The 17,481-nt window shown below is 41.3% G+C and carries 12 protein-coding genes; 10 read left to right on the top strand and 2 right to left on the bottom strand.

The features are described 5' to 3' along the window. Positions 1 to 155: 155 nt before the first annotated feature. The 3 genes from rpsO (at position 156) to AC1DUD_RS08695 (ending at position 3,122) form a co-directional block, all read left to right on the top strand. Positions 156 to 434 carry a 30S ribosomal protein S15 gene (rpsO, locus tag AC1DUD_RS08705; protein ID WP_243486851.1) on the top strand — a complete coding sequence of 93 codons (279 nt, stop codon included), beginning with the start codon at positions 156 to 158 and terminating at the stop codon, positions 432 to 434. Positions 435 to 561: 127 nt separating this feature from the next. Then, the gene (pnp, locus tag AC1DUD_RS08700; RefSeq protein ID WP_477373631.1) at positions 562 to 2,694 is read left to right on the top strand and encodes a polyribonucleotide nucleotidyltransferase; all 2,133 of its coding nucleotides are present in this window, start codon (positions 562 to 564) and stop codon (positions 2,692 to 2,694) included. Positions 2,695 to 2,849: 155 nt separating this feature from the next. After that, positions 2,850 to 3,122: a hypothetical protein gene (locus AC1DUD_RS08695; protein ID WP_330861877.1), complete on the top strand. Its 273-nt coding sequence runs from the start codon at positions 2,850 to 2,852 to the stop codon at positions 3,120 to 3,122. 151 nt (positions 3,123 to 3,273) lie between these two features. Here AC1DUD_RS08695 and AC1DUD_RS08690 read toward each other — a convergent pair whose 3' ends face one another. Then, on the bottom strand, positions 3,274 to 4,440 hold the full coding sequence (locus AC1DUD_RS08690; RefSeq protein ID WP_477373629.1) for a putative sensor domain DACNV-containing protein: 1,167 nt from the start codon (positions 4,438 to 4,440) through the stop codon (positions 3,274 to 3,276). Between the two features lie 468 nt (positions 4,441 to 4,908). Here AC1DUD_RS08690 and AC1DUD_RS08685 point away from each other — a divergent pair, with 468 nt between their 5' ends. The 6 genes from AC1DUD_RS08685 to AC1DUD_RS08660 all read left to right on the top strand — a co-directional run bounded on the left by AC1DUD_RS08685 (position 4,909) and on the right by AC1DUD_RS08660 (position 13,690). Then, positions 4,909 to 6,069 (top strand): MFS transporter, encoded by a 1,161-nt coding sequence (locus AC1DUD_RS08685; RefSeq protein WP_477373627.1) that lies wholly within the window; start codon positions 4,909 to 4,911, stop codon positions 6,067 to 6,069. Positions 6,070 to 6,164: 95 nt separating this feature from the next. After that, positions 6,165 to 6,680 carry a DinB family protein gene (locus AC1DUD_RS08680; RefSeq protein WP_477373625.1) on the top strand — a complete coding sequence of 172 codons (516 nt, stop codon included), beginning with the start codon at positions 6,165 to 6,167 and terminating at the stop codon, positions 6,678 to 6,680. 141 nt (positions 6,681 to 6,821) lie between these two features. Beyond that, positions 6,822 to 7,436, top strand: a complete 615-nt coding sequence (locus AC1DUD_RS08675) for a TetR/AcrR family transcriptional regulator (RefSeq protein WP_477373623.1) — start codon at positions 6,822 to 6,824, stop codon at positions 7,434 to 7,436. A gap of 400 nt (positions 7,437 to 7,836) precedes the next feature. Continuing rightward, positions 7,837 to 8,982, top strand: a complete 1,146-nt coding sequence (locus tag AC1DUD_RS08670; protein WP_477373621.1) for an efflux RND transporter periplasmic adaptor subunit — start codon at positions 7,837 to 7,839, stop codon at positions 8,980 to 8,982. Between the two features lie 24 nt (positions 8,983 to 9,006). Then, positions 9,007 to 12,210: an efflux RND transporter permease subunit gene (locus AC1DUD_RS08665; RefSeq protein ID WP_477373619.1), complete on the top strand. Its 3,204-nt coding sequence runs from the start codon at positions 9,007 to 9,009 to the stop codon at positions 12,208 to 12,210. Positions 12,211 to 12,277: 67 nt separating this feature from the next. After that, positions 12,278 to 13,690, top strand: a complete 1,413-nt coding sequence (locus tag AC1DUD_RS08660; protein WP_477373617.1) for an efflux transporter outer membrane subunit — start codon at positions 12,278 to 12,280, stop codon at positions 13,688 to 13,690. Between the two features lie 88 nt (positions 13,691 to 13,778). Here AC1DUD_RS08660 and AC1DUD_RS08655 read toward each other — a convergent pair whose 3' ends face one another. Further along, positions 13,779 to 15,185, bottom strand: coding sequence for a hypothetical protein (locus tag AC1DUD_RS08655; protein WP_477373615.1), 1,407 nt, complete (start codon positions 15,183 to 15,185; stop codon positions 13,779 to 13,781). A 482-nt stretch (positions 15,186 to 15,667) separates the two neighbouring features. On the opposite strand from AC1DUD_RS08655, the gene AC1DUD_RS08650 reads away from it, so the two are divergent. Further along, positions 15,668 to 17,455 carry a beta-N-acetylhexosaminidase gene (locus AC1DUD_RS08650; RefSeq protein ID WP_477373613.1) on the top strand — a complete coding sequence of 596 codons (1,788 nt, stop codon included), beginning with the start codon at positions 15,668 to 15,670 and terminating at the stop codon, positions 17,453 to 17,455. Positions 17,456 to 17,481: the final 26 nt, after the last annotated feature.

The raw sequence follows: 17,481 nt of genomic DNA, 5'->3' as shown, positions 1-17,481 counted from the left end.
AACCATTCACTTAATCAACTCAATCAACCACTCACTTAATCCAACCCAATCAACCATTCACTCAAAATTCACCCACCCCTTGCTTTTGCATAATTAATCACTATCTTTGCACCCACAATTAATAAAATAGTTAACGCTTTAATATTATTCAAGTAATGTATTTAGGTAAAGAAGCAAAGGCAGAGATCTTTGCAAAACACGGTAAATCGGCTACAGACACAGGTTCTGCAGAAGGACAGGTAGCTTTATTCACCACTCGCATCGCGCATTTAACTGGTCACCTGAAAAAAAACAAACATGATTTTTCAACCCAGTTATCACTGCAAAAATTAGTAGGTAAACGTCGCGCTTTACTTGCATACTTATTCAAAAAAGACATTGAAAGATATCGTGCTATCATCAAGGCTTTACAGCTAAGGGATATCATTAAGTAATTCTCTCCTTTTTTATTTAAAAGCCATCCCCATTTTAGGATGGCTTTTTTACTTTTGAAACATATATTTACACACATAAAATCCGATGCGCTCCCGAAGATGAAAAGTGCATCACAAACAAAAAAAGATGAGTTTAAACGTAATTAAAAAAGTTATTGATCTGGGCGACGGACGCACCATTGAGATCGAAACAGGTAAACTGGCCAAACAAGCGGATGGTTCAGTAGTAGTAAAAATGGGTGATACCATGTTACTGGCTACTGTTGTATCATCGCCTGAAGCTAAAGAAGGTGTTGACTTCTTGCCGTTATCTGTTGACTACCAGGAAAAATATGCTGCCACAGGCCGTATCCCAGGTGGTTTTTTACGCCGCGAGGCTCGTTTATCAGACTATGAGGTATTGATCTCTCGTTTGGTTGACCGTGCTTTGCGTCCATTATTCCCTGATGATTATCACGCAGATACACAAGTGATGATCTCTTTGATATCTGCTGATAAAGATATCATGCCTGATGCATTAGCTGGTTTGGCAGCATCTGCAGCTTTATCTGTATCTAACATCCCTTTTAACGGTCCTATCTCTGAAGTACGTGTTGCTAAAATTGACGGTCAGTTAGTAATTAACCCTACTTTAAGCCAGCTTGAGCGTGCTACTTTAGAATTTATCGTAGCAGGTAGCGAGCATGATATCAACATGGTTGAAGGCGAATCAAAAGAAATTCAGGAAGCTGAATTGGTTGAAGCCATCAAATTTGCCCATACTGCTATCAAACTACAATGTTTAGCTCAAAAAGAACTGACCATTGAAGTTGGTAAAACTGAAAAACGTGTTTATAGCCACGAGCACAGCAACGAGGATTTGAAAAAAGCCATCTACGCTGCTACTTATGACCAGGTTTATGCCATTGCTTCTGCTGCATCAGCAAAAGAAGAGCGTGGTGCTAAATTTAAAGAAGTTCGTGATGCTTACATCGCTACTTTAGGCGAGATCGACGATATCACCAAAGGCCTTGCTAAAAAATACTACCATGATGTGGAGTATGATGCTATCCGTAACCTTGTATTAGACGAAGGCAAACGTTTAGACGGTCGTACCACTACCCAGATCCGCCCAATATGGAGCGAGGTTGGTTATTTACCATCTGCTCACGGTTCGGCGGTATTTACCCGTGGCGAAACTCAATCATTAACTACTGTTACCTTAGGTGCTAAGGACGACGAGCAAATGATTGACGGTGCTTTCATTAACGGATACCAAAAATTCCTGTTGCACTACAATTTCCCTGGTTTCTCAACAGGTGAGGTTAGGCCTAACAGGGGTGCCGGTCGCCGCGAAATTGGTCACGGTAACCTGGCTATGCGTTCATTGAAACAAGTATTGCCTTCTGAAGATGAAAATCCATATACTATCCGTATAGTTTCTGATATTTTGGAATCAAATGGTTCTTCATCAATGGCTACAGTTTGTGCCGGTACATTGGCACTGATGGATGCAGGTGTTAAAATTAAAGAGCCTGTATCGGGTATTGCAATGGGCTTGATCACCAACGAAATGGGTACTAAATATGCTATCCTTTCTGATATCCTTGGTGATGAAGATCACTTAGGTGATATGGACTTTAAAGTAACGGGTACTAAAAATGGTATCGTTGCAGTACAAATGGACTTGAAGATCAATGGCCTTTCATATGAAGTGTTAACCAACGCTTTAAACCAGGCTAAAGACGGTCGTTTACATATCCTTGGCGAAATGGCTAAAACCATTACCGAGGCACGTGCCGACTACAAACCACACGCTCCACGTATTGTTACCATTAAAATTGATAAAGAATTTATTGGTGCAGTTATCGGGCCCGGCGGTAAAATCATCCAGGAAATGCAGCGTGAAACTGGCGCAACCATTTCTATCGAAGAAAAAGACAACCAGGGTATTGTTCAGATCTTTGCCGATAACAAGGCTTCTATTGATGCTGCTTTAGGACGTATCCGCGCTATTGCTTCAAAACCTGAGGTTGGCGAAATTTACGAAGGTAAAGTGAAATCAATCATGCCTTTCGGTGCGTTTGTTGAGATCATGCCGGGTAAAGATGGTTTGCTGCACATATCTGAAATTGATCACCGCCGTATCGAAACTATGGATGGTATCTTCCAGATTGGTGACGAAGTAAGGGTAAAACTGCTTGACGTAGATAAACAAGGTAAACTTAAGTTATCGCGCAAGGTTTTATTACCTAAACCGGAGCCAAAACAAAGTAACTAAGCAATTTTTAAAAATAACAAAACCCTCTTTATGAGGGTTTTGTTATTTTGTTTCATTTTTTTTTATTTTTTTAAAACAAAAAGCGGATGTTTAAACTTATTAACTGTTAATACGTAGTTGATAATATCATAATTCCGATCCTGTTTGACAAAAAAATGACCCCTGCTACTAACGATCCTTTAGACTTCCTGAGCAAGAATTCGGCTGGAATGCAGACGGGTACACAAACTGATTTGGTTCAGCAGTTGCTGTATGAAATAATCAGAGTGAAGGAAATCATTATTTATTACGACTCCATCCCAAACGGAGGCGGTCAGTTGGGTTCATCTATTCTCAATGAACTTGTTTCAGAAGCCTATCAGTCGCTGGTTAATTATGATACCGTGCTGATGAGAAAATATTACGATTTGTTATTGAATTGCGATTAGTCTTAACCGGGATTTTGGGGGATTAATGGATTGCGCGGATTGTCTGAATCAAAATTTACAGAATTTTTGAATTAACATAATGCTGTTCTCAATCAAAATCTTCAATTCTGAACATTTTATAATTCTGTAAATTTTGATTCAGACAACCAGCTTACAACAACAATATATCTATCTGATGTGCATGCACCATGCCTACAGCAGGCGACCATGCAAATACTGTGAACCTGCCATCCTGAGAGGCTACCAGCGCTAAGGCGTCTTTTTGGTCGTAAACAAATTGAGCCGCCGCCAAATGCCTTGTACCGCCGTTTTGAGCAGGATGGATCACCCGGGTTGAGCAGCCTACTATTGGTTCGGTCACTACAATCTCTTCGATAGGTGAACTTTTTTCTGAGCGGCCTATTTTGGCACCGAACGCCAGCAGCTCGTGTTTATCGTTTATTAGCGTAGCGCCGTCTATCGAAGTTAATCCGCCTATGGTATCAACCGCGCGGCGCATTTTTTCCTGCCAGGAGGTGTGGTAACGGTCGATGCCTTCGTGAATCATCAGATCTGTAAGCCCCGAAAACGGAGGATCGACGGGGTAGGAGATCGGGGTGATGATGGATTCGCGCCATTCTTCGCTTCCGGAGGGGACAACTAATAATATGCCGCCACGTTTGTGGGCTTGCATGGAGGTAGCCAGTTGAACTAATACGTTTACCGGATCATTCCATAGGGATGGCAACGTAAAATCAAGCATAGCCGAAAGTACATTAGGACAATCAGAAATGCTGGATCCGTGTTCGTCAACTACTTTAATATCGTCGCCTTTTAATATGGCTATGTTTACAAATTTGCCAAAACCCTCTATACGGCGATGTTTGATCACTAATAATCCGGGTTCAATTACTTCCAGCACAAAACAGTAAGCCGGAATTGCCAGGGTGGTTCCCCAGATGTATAGTTCATCATCTTCTATCCAGATGCCTAAATGGATGCCCGGCTGTTGTACTGCCGAAGCAAATTTAGTTAGGATATTAGGTGCGAGTTTAATTTTGCCACCAAATAACAACGGCTGACCGGCGGCTTCGGGCGGTAAAAAGGCCAGGGTGAACTTTGGTGAAAATCCTTCTTCCCGGCGCAAGCTTGCCCAAAATGAGATATCGATAAGTGATTCGATTGTGGTACAGCTGGGGGTAGGAGCAAGGTCTATCTCATTGTTATCGGCGAGGGCCTTGGCGTGAAAATGCCTGAAATGCCTTTCGATAATGGTTGCCACTTTACCGGCTGCTTTATATGTAGGTCCTGAACTCAAAGTTTTGGTGGTCTCTCTCATTTTTTAATCCGTACATCAAAAGTAAAGCTAAAAAAACACGATGACAAGCCAATGCCTCAATATTGCAATTGGCGGATAATTGACTTAATAGGCGTAAAAAGAATAGGTGTTTAAATGATACACTGTCAGGTTTTTATCATACTTAATCACAATTATCTGCCTAAAGTCAGTTGTTAATGTACGTCAATTTTTTTCAAAGTTATTGTATCACTTTTGCAACCGGAAACGATATTATAATTATGAAATTTCTATCACACATCATCTCACTTACACTGCCTGATACCACCCCATTGCAGGTATCAGCGCTTTTGAACTTAGGTTTAACTTATGTGCAACAGGGGTTCAACAAGGTTTTCCATAAAGAGCAAAAAATCGAAGATCCTTGTGGGCAATTGCAGCCTTGCATGTAAGCAGCATTAAATTAAAGTAACAGGATCTATACATGCAATTTATCCATAAATTTGCGGTATGGATCAGCTATCGGCTGCGGGCAAGTCAAAAATGCGGATTGCCAACAGTGTATTCTTCTTCGTTTCGGGCTTCGGTTACTCTTCGTGGGCCTCACGTATTCCATCCATAAAACATCAGCTTAATTTAAATGAAGCCCAGTTAGGGGTTGTGTTATTTGCTATGCCTGTTGGCCTGATGCTTACGATGCCGCTAACGTCCAAAATGATCAAGCATTTCAGCAGTCGTGTAATGATGCTGACAGGAGCACTGGCCTTCAGTTTGGTGTTATGCCTTCCCGGCTTTGCGGCGTATATGTGGCAGCTGATCGTCGTTTTGTTCTTCGTTGGTTCAACCCGTAATATTTTAGGTTTATCCATGAACTCGCAGGCTGTGGGGATCCAGGCCCTGTATGATAAATCCATCATGGTAACGTTTCATGGCATCTGGAGCTTGGCCGGTTTTGGAGGAGCTGCGGTTGGTTACCTGATGGTGTTATTTAATGTAGCGCCTTCCTGGCATTTATTAGGTGTAGGGATTGCGATGCTGATCCTCTCGGCAATATTTTACCCTTCAACATACGATTACCAGCCTGCTGAAACGCCCAACAAATCGGTATTTTCTATGCCTGATAAACATTTGCTTAAATTTTCGTTGATCTGCTTTGCTTCAATGGCTTGCGAAAACACATTGTACGACTGGAGCGGAGTTTATTTTGAAAAGGTAGTGCATGCCTCTAAATCATTTGCCGAAGCCGGTTTTGTTGTTTACATGGTTACTATGACCATTGGTCGATTTGCAGGTGATAGGATTGTGTCGGCCATCGGTATTAAAAAGGTTTTAACTTACAGTAGTGTACTTGTTTTGGCAGGCCTGTTGGTATCGGTATTTTTACCATATACTTTAACTGTTTATTTAGGTTATGCCATGATAGGTATGGGTGTGTCATGTATAGTACCACTGATATTCAGCATGGCGGGTAAATCAAAAACTATGAACAGCAGCCAGGCATTGGCAGCTATATCAACAGTGGGGTATCTCGGCTTTGTTATAATACCGCCAATAGTAGGTTTTATTGCACAGGCAGCTAACCTGCAGATTGCTTTCTTTGTTGTTGCCGCTTTTGCCGCAATGATGATATGGATGGTACGTAAAATTGAGGATGAGCCCGCGGTATCATAGTTTTGTCAAATAAGCAGGTAGCTATATCTGTCGATTAGGTTTTAGCTTATAATTGTAATATCAAATCAGCCGGTTTGATATTACATCTGCAAAGAATGAGCGAAAATATTACTGAAATCAGCATTCAACCGTCAACCGACTTATTTATCAAGATGGTAGTTTCCAACTGGGAACTGCAAAATAGTCGTTTAAACGGTTTGCTCGATAAACTGACCGACGAAGCCCTTGCTACCGAAACGGCTCCCGGCCGTAACAGCGGTGTTTACCTGCTGGGCCACCTTACTGCTGTGAGCGACGGATTGTTCACTTTCTTAGGCCTGGGCGAAAGGCTCTATCCCCAGCTCGATCAAATATTTGTTAAAAGCCCTGAAAATTCAGGTTTGGAAAAACCTTCATTGGCGGAGCTAAAGCAATTTTGGGCAAAAGTTAATGAGGTGTTAACCGATAGAATGAATGCCATGCAGCCCGAAGATTGGTTTAAGCCACATAGTGCTATTTCCGCAGATGATTTTGCAAAAGAGCCGCACCGTAACAGACTGAATATCCTGATTAATCGTACAATACACCAGGGCTATCATATTGGGCAATTGGTTTACCTGGTAAAAAAATAAGCGTTTACCAACCGGATTTGCCCCTAAAGGTTTAATCCATGACAATTGGATGAAACGTTTTTTACAAAGGGATGGTAAATAATCTCTAAAACCGTTATACTTTTGCTTAACACTGTTAAATGATTTAATAGTGTAATCAAAATGGCAAGTAAAGAACGAATACAGCGCTTAAAAGAGGAAACCAGGGTCAATATTCTGGATGCCGCGCTCCACATAGTTAAGCATGAAGGCTGGCAGGCTTTAAGCATGCGTAAGATTGCTGATGTAATTGAATACACCGCGCCCATTATATATGAATACTTTGCAAATAAGGATGCTATATTAATGGAACTCACCCGCAAAGGTTATTTGATCTTATCAAAGGATATGGAGGTAGCAAAAGATAACTACCGCCTGCCCGAAGAGCAATTAGAAGCCATGTGGCTTGCTTACTGGAATTTCGCTTTTGAAAATAAAGAACTTTACCAGGTTATGTTTGGCGTACAAATGAACTGTTGCTGCGAATTGGTAAAGTCAATGCCTGAAGCCCAGCGCCCCACCACTTTGGTTAGCGAGGCGATCATGAAATTGATGAATATAAAGGATATCAATGACGAAATGATTTGTACAAAGTATTACACTTTTTGGTCGGTTGTACACGGATTGGTATCTATCAACTTACTAAGCAGAGGTTTCTCTGATGAAGTTAACCGCCAGGTTTTGAAAGATACCATAGGCGGAATCATCAGGTCGATGAAAGACGCAGTTCTTTTGTAACCTGAAAATAACACTGTTAAATTATCTTACAGTGTTAAGTAACTGTTAAGCACTTAAAACAAACTCTTAATACAATGGAAAAGCTCACTCACAACCCACACAATCTACTTAACAGTGTTAAACGATTTAACGGTGTTGTAACATCTAATTTATGCAACTGCTTTAATTAGCGTATCATTTTGATATATCGTTATGGAAATCGTGAGATATCACGATATAAGGCACTCGAAGTTAAAATATAAACATTATAAATTATTGATATTTAGTTAGTTGTGAAACTGGCATTTCAATTGAAAACAATCGCAATAGTAAAGCAATGAAAACAATCAAATCATCATATAACACAAGCCCAACGGCTTATTCTAACCCTATCCATTCACCACTCTTAAAATCATCACTCATGAAAACACTCCTTTTAGCAGCAGTTGCAGCTTTAACATTATATGGATGTTCATCTGCACCGCAGGCTCCAACAGCACCGCCGCCACCGGCCTTACCGGTTGCTACAATTGTATCAGGTACCGAAACCACTTATCAGGAATATCCTGCTTCAATTGAAGGTACTGTTAACGTAGAGATCAGGCCACAGGTAAGCGGCACTTTAGATAAAGTATTTGTTGACGAAGGTGCTTACGTATCTGCCGGCCAGCCAATATTTAAAATTAACGAACAACCATACCGCGCAGCTTTAAATAATGCATTGGCAAGCTTACACGCCGCCGAAGCAGCACAGGTAAACGCGCAATTGGAAGTAGAAAAATTAACCCCGCTTGTTGCCAACAAGGTAGTATCTGATTACCAGTTGAAAACAGCTAAAGCAGCAGCTGACGTTGCAAAAGCCAATATCGAATCGGCTAAAGCTAATGTAGCTACCGCGCAAATCAATGTAGGTTATACCTTAATTAAAGCTCCTGTAAGCGGTTATATCGGCAGGCTCGAAAAGAAACAAGGTAGCCTGGTTACCCCGGTAGATGTTGCGGCACTTACTCAGTTATCAGATGTTCACGACGTACACGTTTACTTTTCATTGGGCGAAAAAGATTTTGTTGCCTTTAAAGAGCAGTATCCAGGTATAAGCCTTAAAGATAAATTGAAAAATGTACCATCAGTATCGTTATTACTTGCTGATAATACAGAATACGGTAAACAGGGCAAAATAGATATCATTGACGGTCAGTTTGACAAAAACACCGGCGCTATCACCCTAAGGGCTAACTTCTCAAACCCTGATGGCCTTTTACGTTCAGGTAATACCGGCAAGATCCGTTTAAGCCTGAGCCATAAAGATGCTTTGATCGTTCCTGAAGCGTCAACTATTGAAATGCAGGACAAAGTATTTGTATTTATCGTTGGCGATAGCAGCAAAGTTAAAAAACAACCTATCGACATAGTTGGTAAATCGGGCGATCATTACCTGGTTAAAGACAAAGAAGCTATTAAAGCAGGCGACCAGATCGTGTTAGAGGGCATAGATAAACTACAGGAAGGTATGGTTATCCAGCCTCAAAAAGCGGCAGATAAAGTAGCTGCAGTAGTAAAGAAATAATACATACACTTAAACTTTAAAGTCATGTTTCAGAAATTTATAGAAAGACCGGTACTCTCAACTGTTATCTCCATATTGTTGGTGATAGTGGGTGTGCTTGGTTTAACCAAACTGCCCTTGGAGCGGTTCCCTAATATTGCCCCTCCATCAGTATTGGTATCTGCTGTGTATCCGGGCGCCAACGCCGAAACTATTTTACGTTCCGTTACGCCTTCGTTAGAAGAAGCAATTAACGGTGTGGAAAATATGACCTATATGACCTCTACCGCCAGTAATGACGGTACATTAGGTATCACCGTTTACTTTAAACAAGGCACCAACCCCGATCAGGCAGCAGTAAACGTTCAAAACCGTGTTTCTCAGGCTTCAAGCCAGTTACCTGCCGAGGTTTTGCAATATGGTATTACAACTACCAAACAACAAAACAGCTTTATTGGCGCAATGGGTATTTACTCTGAAGATCCTAAAAAATACGATCAAACCTTTGTTGCCAACTATGCGCAGATCAATATCGTTCCGGAAATTAAACGTATCCCGGGCGTAGGTTCTGCCAGTATCTTTGGTGGTATTAAGGACTACTCGATGCGCGTTTGGTTGAATCCAACTCAAATGGCAGCCTACAACGTTACACCTGCCGAAGTAACCGCAGCTATACAAGACAAAAACCTTGAAGCTGCACCAGGTAAATTTGGTGAGCGCAGTAACGAAGCATTTGAGTATGTAATTAAATACAAAGGTAAACTTACTAAACCAGAGGAGTATCAGAACATAGCTATCCGCGCTAATGCAGATGGTTCTGTATTGCGTTTGAAAGACGTAGCACGTGTTGAACTGGGTGCTTACTCATATAACAGTGTAAGTAACCTGAATGGCCACGACGGTATCATCATTGGTATTATACAATTATCAGGGTCAAACGCCAATGAAATTCAGATTGCGATTGACAAGCTGATGGAAAAAGCATCTAAAGATTTTCCTGTAGGCATTAAATACAATCAGTTCTATCGTACAAAGACAGACCTTGACGAATCAATTAACCAGGTTGAGCACACATTGGTAGAAGCCTTTATATTGGTGTTCCTCGTAGTATTTGTATTCCTGCAAGATTTCAGGTCAACGTTGATCCCTGCTATAGCGGTTCCGGTTGCTATTATCGGTACGTTCTTCTTCATGAACCTGTTCGGTTTCTCTGTTAATCTCTTAACATTGTTTGCATTGGTACTCGCCATCGGTATTGTGGTGGATGATGCTATTGTGGTGGTGGAGGCGGTGCATGCCAAAATGGAGCACGACCCAAGCCTTACCCCTAAAGAGGCAACTACCGAGGCAATGCACGAAATTACCGGTGCAATCATATCTATTACTTTGGTTATGGCGGCGGTATTTTTACCGGTAAGTTTCATGACCGGTTCAACAGGGATCTTTTACCGGCAGTTTGCGTTAACCATGGCCATAGCTATTATTATATCAGCTGTTAACGCTTTAACCTTAAGTCCTGCTTTGGCTGCTTTATTCTTAAAGAATAAACATACCCAGGATGGTCACGCTGCACCGAAACAAAGTTTTGTAGATAAATTTTACGCAGGCTTCAACGGTGGCTTCAACTATATGACCAACAGGTATGTTGGAGGCTTAAAAGTTTTGATCCGTAATAAATGGATCAGTATGGCCGGCCTTGCCTTAATAATTGTTGCTACCGTTTATATGGTAAACAAAACAAAAACAGGCTTTATCCCAACAGAGGATCAGGGCTTCGTGGCTATAGCTGTTAATACACCATCAGGTACTTCATTAGCAGGTACTAATAAAACCTTTAAACTGGCTGAAGACCAGTTGAAAAATTTACCGTCAGCACGGTTTGTTACAGCGCTATCTGGTTTTAACTTCTTAACCCAATCCAGCAGTCCATCAGCAGGTGTAATCTTCCTGTTGTTGAAACCTACTGAAGAGAGGGGTGATGTTAAAAATATCGATGCTATTCAAAATATAGTTAGGGGCAAGTTAGCTGGTATACCCGGCGGTACTTTCTTCGTGTTCAGTTTCCCAACTGTTCCGGGATTTAGTAACGTGGAAGCTTTGGACGTGATGCTGCAGGATAAAACCAACGGCAGGCTGGATAAATTTAGCGGTGTTGCCAATAACTTTATCGGCAAGCTAATGGCGAAACCGGCAATTGCTTACGCTTTTACATCTTATAAAGCAGATTATCCTCAATTACAATTAGAAGTCGATGATGAAAAAGCTAATCAGTTAGGTGTAAATGTTAAAGACATCCTGTCAACAATGCAGGCTTACTTTGGTACTGCGCAAGCATCAGATTTCAACCGCTTTGGTAAATACTACCGCGTAGTTGTTCAGGCTGATATTGCCGACAGAACCGATCCTTCAGCAATTGACCGTGTGTTTGTTAAAAACAAAGGAGGCGAAAATGTGCCGATCAATACACTGGTTAAATTAACCCGTGTTTATGGTTCAGAAACCGCTTCACGTTATAACCTGTTTAACTCTATTGAGGTAAATGCTATCCCTAAACCGGGCTATAGCTCTGGTGACGCTATCAAGGCTATCCAGGAAACAGCTAAAGAACAGTTGCCTGCTGGTTTTGCCTATGAGTTTTCAGGCCAAACCCGTGAGGAAATTGCCTCAGGTGGTCAGTCGGCTATCATCTTTTTACTTTGTTTGATATTTGTGTACTTCTTATTATCAGCACAATACGAAAGTTACATCCTGCCATTGGCAGTAATACTTTCAATCCCTACAGGTTTGTTTGGTGTGTTTATCGTATTAGGTTTAACCGGTATCGAAAACAACATCTATGTACAGGTTGCGCTGATCATGCTTATCGGTTTGTTAGCGAAGAACGCCATCCTGATCGTAGAGTTTGCGGTGCAACGGCGAAAGGCAGGGCACGGGCTGGTTCAATCGGCTATCGAAGCTGCTCAGCTCAGGATTCGTCCAATCATCATGACCTCAATGGCGTTTGTATTCGGTTTATTCCCGATGAGTATTGCTACCGGTCCATCTGCACAGGGTAACCACTCTATCAGTATCGGTGCAGCAGGCGGGATGGTTTCAGGTGTATTGTTAGGTTTGTTTATCATACCTGTACTATACGTGATATTCCAGGGCCTGCAGGAACGCATCAGTGGTAAACCTGTACCGGTTGGATCCAATGGTGCCGGTCATGGTAAAGATGTGGCTGTGCTTGAAAACGAATATTCAGCTTAATCAATCAAACATCAACTAAAACTATCACGGGTTTAAAAGTCCGTGATAGTTTAAAAAAGATATAACAATGAAAAATATAATAGGCAGTTTGGCTTTGGCACTGGTGGTGCTTGCAGGCTGTAAAGTTTCAAAAGATGTTGCTACGCCAAAGGATGCGCAACCTGAAGCCTTCAGGAACGCCGTTACTACCGGCGATACCAGCAGCATTGCTGATTTGCAATGGAAAAACTTTTTTACCGATGCCGCTCTTCAAAAATTGATTGACAGCGCTGTAGTAAAAAACTACGATATGCAGGTAGCTATTAAAAATATCGAAGCTGCAGAATTGCAGTTTAAACAAGTTAAATGGAACTATGTACCGTCTGTCGGTTTAAATGTTACCGCAAGTAGCAACCGTCCATCTAACAATAGTGTTACGGGTTTAAGCATTAAACAGTTTAACATCGGCACTAAACATGTTGAAGATTATTCTGCTAATTTAGCCCTTTCATGGGAGGCAGATATTTGGGGTAAGATTCGCAGTCAAAACCGCGAGGCTTTGGCCCAGTACCTGCAAACTAACGAAGCAAAGAGAGCTATCCAAACAAACATTGTGTCAAGTGTATCTCAAGGTTATTATAACCTCTTGATGCTTGACGAACAGCTTAATATCGCAAAGAAAAACGTAAAACTGAACGATAGTACTTTACGCATCATCAAATTGCAGTACGATGCGGGCCAGGTAACCCTGTTAGGTGTTCAACAGGCACAGGCTCAGTTGGAAGCCGCCGCACAGTTGGTTCCTCAGTTTGAGCGCGACATTAATGTTCAGGAAAATGGCTTAAGCATTTTAGCGGGCAGGTTGCCTGATGCTATTGAACGTAACGTTACCCTGAATGATATTACCTTCCCTGAAACCCTTTCAACAGGTGTTCCATCGGCTATGGTAAGCCGCAGGCCTGATGTCAGGAGTTCTGAACTGGCATTGAACATTGCCAACGCGAGGGTTGGTATTGCAAAGGCTCAACTTTATCCCGCGTTAACTATTACCGGTCAGGGTGGTTTAAACTCTTTTAAATCGAGCAACTGGTTTAACATTCCGGCTTCATTGTTCGGTACAGTTGCAGGTGGAATAGCACAGCCTTTGCTACAACACAAACAACTACGTACACAGTATGAAGTTGCCAAAGTTGACCGTGAAAAAACAGTGATCCAGTTCCGCCAGTCGGTATTGAATGCCGTAGGCGAAGTATCGGATGCTTTAGTAAGGTTGCAAAAATTAAAAGAACAACAAACTATCGCGGCTAACCGCGTTAAAACTTTACAGCAAGCTACCAGCAATGCCAGTATGTTGTTTAAAAATGGCCTTGCAAACTATCTTGAAGTAATTACTGCCCAAAGCAATGTGCTACAGGGTGAATTAGAGCTGGCCTCTATAAAAATGGCACAACTTAGCGCCAATGCCGAGCTTTACCGCTCATTAGGCGGCGGCTGGAAATAATCTTTATCTACCCCTATGAAAACGGAAACGGCTGATCATAAATCATGATCAGCCGTTTTGCATGTATTGGGTAACTATTTCTCTGCATTTATTGTGCCGCCATTTTTTTGGCCGATATCGTATATTCATGTATAATCAGCGATAAAACAGGCAGCAGCAGGCCTGCCAGCAGCGCGAAGAAATATGCTAGCAAGGATTTAAAAATCATTGATTCCTGAATGTCCGAGTTATCAGTTATAGTAAGTTTTGGAGCTGGATTTTGTACGCCTGATCCATGTAGTAACCTGTTGTACTGTTGTTCCTTAATCTTAATTGTAGCATTTATTTGAGCCAGCGAATCATTTAGTTGCAATGATATAAATGACGCTATTGATTTTGAATCTTTTGGTTGTTCAACATCTTTTGGTGGCTCGGCATTTCTTGATGGCTCAATATCTGCTGGTTGCTCAACTTGCCTGGGTTGGCGGGCATCTCTGATTTGATGAGCATTCCTGATTTTTTGTTCCTTTAGCGTTATGCTATTAACAAGTGCTTCCTTAATTGAATTGATTTCGAGCTTGAAAGCATAAATACTTGCGTCCGCATTGTCAGAATCCTTCAGTACCTGCTGTTTATTAAGCTGCGCTTTATTAAAGTCCTTTATAAGTGCTTCGATACGGTTGTCGTTAACATGATAATCTTCCGGTATTAAAACAAAAGCATCATTAGGTTTTAATGCGTATGACTTAACAGTAGTAAGCTTATTTAAGTCGGTTCTTTCTTTCTCAGTCAGCGTAGTCTGTATTGGTACTGGTCTTGGCTTTGGTTTTGGCTTCGGCAACGGCCTGGGCTTTTTGATGTTGTTCAGCACGGCTTGCTGTTCGCGGTATTGATCGGCCATTGCTTTAAAATATGTTATGCTGTCGCCTAATTTAGTAAGTAATGAACTGTCAACAACCGCCGGTTTGCCCGCTAAATTTGTTTTGGCATATTGGGTATTAACAACTTCAATAAGCTTATTCAAAAAATCCCGTCCCTTTTGAGCATTATCTGCATTTAATCTCAATTCAAAACTATTATCGCTCAAAACTTTTGCGTCTAAACTTTTACTGAATTGTTTAAATAAGTCGGCAGGGGGAGTAAGTTTTACTGTCAACGGAGGTTGCGGTGGTTTAAAGGCGGCTCCTTTTATTATTGTATAATTTAAAGAGCCATATTTAACCGGATGGTATAAAGGCACATCTGTGAGCACATTATTTTGATCGATCCTGCAGACGCTGCCATTGATTAAATTAATAATGATTTCAGTAGGAGAATTATAACTGCTGCCCTTTCCAAGTATAAATTTAATGGGCAAAGAGTCGCCGTAGACCTCTGTTGTTGCAAAAGTTCCCTTACTATAATAGCTTACCTCGAACCCTAACGCGTTGATCGCTTTTTCTATCACGGCTTCAGAACGCAATTCGTTAATTGCAGTAATTGGTAACTGCCAATCGCCGGAGGTGTTCAACTCCACCCTTACTTTGTATTTAGGGGATGAAAAAAGTAAATAAACTGAAGCTGCTAAAACAAAAATTACTACCGAGGTAATAACGAAATATCTGTTGCGAAATAACAGGCCTGAAATATTCCTTCCCACCCCTTTGATGCGAGCCTGGTTCATAGATATAGTAGTTGGGTTGATGTAAATTACTGTAATTTAGTAATTTGCAATTGGTTTAGAACGCGCGTTTTGCGGTTGTTCTTTTGCACTGTGGTAATTTCAGTGATTTTTGTGCCACTTCACATGTTGCTACAGCTAAATTTCACAATCGTATCTCAAAAATTGTAAAGTAATTTATACAGCTTTCAGGCGGTACTAACAGTCGATTTCATGATCTTACGAATAACAGCCTGCACCTGGTTGTAAGATTTAAACACTTTGTTACAAACAAATTACCCTGTTTTTGAAAGAAAATTCATATCATAGCAGCCCCAAACTATTTGAGTTGTTTTTGAATGAAATTTAAGATCGTACTTGTATTTCTTTTGTTTTCCGGCTATGTGCGGGCGCAAAATGTCAATATAATCCCCCAGCCCAAGTCTGTTGTTAACGGTACCGGGCAGTTTACTTTTAATAATCACAGTACCGTTGGTGTAAATGATGCTTCGTTATTACCAATAGCCCGTTACTTTCAGAAACAAGTAAGCCAGTCGGCTGGTTTTACACTTGCTATTGATAATAAAGATGCCGGCAGCTTAATCCATCTATTATTAACCAATGGTGACCCAACGCCCGGGGCATATTCGCTTAAAATATCGTCGGGAGAGATCACTATATCTTCATCAAATAAAGATGGGGTATTCTACGGTGTAATGTCGCTGTTGCAGTTGATCAAAGATCAGCCCCGCGGCGAAAATATCAGCTTAACATCTTTAACCATAGCTGATATACCACGCTATCAATGGCGCGGGTTGATGCTTGATGAATCGCGCCATTTTTTTGGAATGGAAAAAGTGAAGCAGATCCTTGACTGGATGGCCTATTACAAGCTGAATAAATTTCACTGGCATTTAACCGATGCACAAGGCTGGCGTTTGGAGATAAAAAAATATCCAAAACTAACCCTGATTGGAGGAATAGGAAACTACAGTGATTCATCGGCCGATCCTCAATATTATACCCAGGCTCAGATTAAAGATATCATTGCTTACGCTGCCGAAAGGTATATAACTGTGATCCCTGAAATTGATATGCCGGGTCATGCAACAGCCGCTAATAAAGCCTATCCGCAGTTTAGCGGTGGCAGTGTTGAAGGCTACCCTAATTTTACTTTCAATCCTTCAATCGATAGCACCTATCAGTTCCTTGGTAATATTATTAAAGAAACCAGTGCGCTTTTTCCTTCAAAAATGATTCATTTAGGAGGTGACGAAGTGGCTTTAGGTGTTAAAGCCTGGTCGCTTAATCCATCAATTGCCGGATTCATGCAGAAGAATAATTTTGCCGATGTAGGGGAGTTGGAGCGATACTTTTTTAGGCGTGTAGCTGATACGGCTATTAACGCGGGTAATAAAGTATTGGCTTGGGACGAAGCAACCGGCACAAACCTGCCTGCTGATAAAACCATTATTTTTTGGTGGAGGCAAAACATGCCCGGCCAGCTTCATTTAGCTTTACAAAAAGGTTACCAAGTAGTGCTTTGCCCTCGCTTGCCGATGTATTTTGATTTTGTGCAGGATGCCGATCATATCTCCGGCCGCAGGTGGAAAGGTGTTTACAATACCGTTGGCAGTGTTTATGGTTTCCCCGAAAAGCAAATGCAAACCAACGAGGATCTGCAATCTAAACAGATCATAGGTGTACAGGCAAACGTCTGGACAGAAATGATAGGTTCTGAAAAGCGCCTCGATTTTATGTTATTTCCCCGTATTGCCGGTTTGGCTGAGGCAGGGTGGACTGCTCCTGAACTTAAGGACGAAGAAGCTTTCGATAACCGTTTAAAAGCCAGTATCAAGATCTATGATGCGGCTAATATTTATTATTTCAATCCTTTTGATAAGTTTTTCCATGATGAAGCCATCGATTTTGGCCCTAAAATCAGGAAAATGGAAAGACCGGCAGATCAGAATATTGATGAAGAAGGGTATCGTCCACGCAGAAGACACGGACGGTCATCTAAAAAGAGCAGTCATTCATCAAAGCATTCGTCATCAGTAAAACATTCGTCGTCTAAAAAGTCGTCTTCAAAAAAATCTTCCTCTTCAGGTAAAAGCAAAAAGACATCCCATAAAAAAAGGAAATAACCAACAGGTTATTTCCTTTTTGAAAT

The organism is Mucilaginibacter sp. P4_A11 (genome assembly GCF_056402535.1).
This window is presented reverse-complemented; position numbering and strand designations above follow the sequence as displayed.

Bases quoted from the DNA above. Each gene is read 5' to 3' on its own strand.
- AC1DUD_RS08670 (WP_477373621.1), top strand. From the start codon at position 7,837: ATGAAAACACTCCTTTTAGCAGCAGTTGCAGCTTTAACATTATATGGA.
- rpsO (WP_243486851.1), top strand. From the start codon at position 156: ATGTATTTAGGTAAAGAAGCAAAGGCAGAGATCTTTGCAAAACACGGT.
- AC1DUD_RS08685 (WP_477373627.1), top strand. From the start codon at position 4,909: ATGGATCAGCTATCGGCTGCGGGCAAGTCAAAAATGCGGATTGCCAAC.
- AC1DUD_RS08695 (WP_330861877.1), top strand. From the start codon at position 2,850: ATGACCCCTGCTACTAACGATCCTTTAGACTTCCTGAGCAAGAATTCG.
- AC1DUD_RS08680 (WP_477373625.1), top strand. From the start codon at position 6,165: ATGAGCGAAAATATTACTGAAATCAGCATTCAACCGTCAACCGACTTA.
- AC1DUD_RS08650 (WP_477373613.1), top strand. From the start codon at position 15,668: ATGAAATTTAAGATCGTACTTGTATTTCTTTTGTTTTCCGGCTATGTG.
- AC1DUD_RS08665 (WP_477373619.1), top strand. From the start codon at position 9,007: ATGTTTCAGAAATTTATAGAAAGACCGGTACTCTCAACTGTTATCTCC.
- pnp (WP_477373631.1), top strand. From the start codon at position 562: ATGAGTTTAAACGTAATTAAAAAAGTTATTGATCTGGGCGACGGACGC.
- AC1DUD_RS08660 (WP_477373617.1), top strand. From the start codon at position 12,278: ATGAAAAATATAATAGGCAGTTTGGCTTTGGCACTGGTGGTGCTTGCA.
- AC1DUD_RS08675 (WP_477373623.1), top strand. From the start codon at position 6,822: ATGGCAAGTAAAGAACGAATACAGCGCTTAAAAGAGGAAACCAGGGTC.
- AC1DUD_RS08690 (WP_477373629.1), bottom strand. From the start codon at position 4,440: ATGAGAGAGACCACCAAAACTTTGAGTTCAGGACCTACATATAAAGCA.